Source organism: Vibrio sp. 704, assembly GCF_033339295.1.
This window is the reverse complement of sequence record NZ_JAWOUH010000318.1, coordinates 1-791: the sequence shown is the minus strand read 5'-3', so window position 1 is coordinate 791 and position 791 is coordinate 1. Positions and strand designations below refer to the sequence as shown.

Here is a 791-nt window from a genome sequence, read left to right as displayed (position 1 = left end):
GGTTGCTGTAATACCACGGCAATTTTGTCGCGGATCACTTCAAAGCCAATATCTTATGTTAACTCATCATTAAAACGAATGCTACCTGCGTTCTGTCTGTAAACACCAATTAGCAGTTGAATCAGTGTTGATTTACCACCGCCGCTCGCGCCCACTAACGCAACTTTTTTGCCCGCTGGAATATGTAACGACAGGTCATCCAAAACTTTGTTCTCATTATTATATGAGAAATCCACATGCTCGATTTTTACATCGACTTCGCGTGTTTCGTTGAAAGGATTCACCTTCGAGACAGGTCTATCTTCTTCTTCCAACTCTAGAAGGTCGTTAATACGTTTCAATGCAGCTTTTGCGCTATACCAAGAGAATTGTATTCCAAGAAGCTCTTGAACAGGGGACAACATAAACCATAGATAACCAAATACAGCGAAAATTTGGCCAATTGTTAGGTCACTAAACATCACCATTAACATGGCAACCGCACGGAATAATTCAAAACCGATTAAGAAGAGCAAGAAAGAAACTCGACCAGCCGCTTCTGATTGCCAGGCGTATTTGTCAGCATCGACGCGGACTTGATTGGCACTCTCTTTTAACTGCTGAAGAAATTCGCGCTCTTTATTGGCAGCGCGCAGCTGGTAAATACCATCCAACGTTTCTACCAGTCGGTTTTGGAAAATTTCGAACGAGTGGTTTTCTTTACGCTTGAGATGCTTGACCATACTGCCAAGTTTGCGAGAGAAATAAATGACAATAGGGTTTACGCGTAGAATAAATAAGCCCAGACGCCA

General features: G+C 42.5%; 1 pseudogene. It reads right to left on the bottom strand.

Annotated elements, in window-relative coordinates:
• Positions 1 to 56: 56 nt before the first annotated feature.
• Positions 57 to 791, bottom strand: a pseudogene (locus tag R7R24_RS26170) (ATP-binding cassette domain-containing protein); the annotation flags it as partial.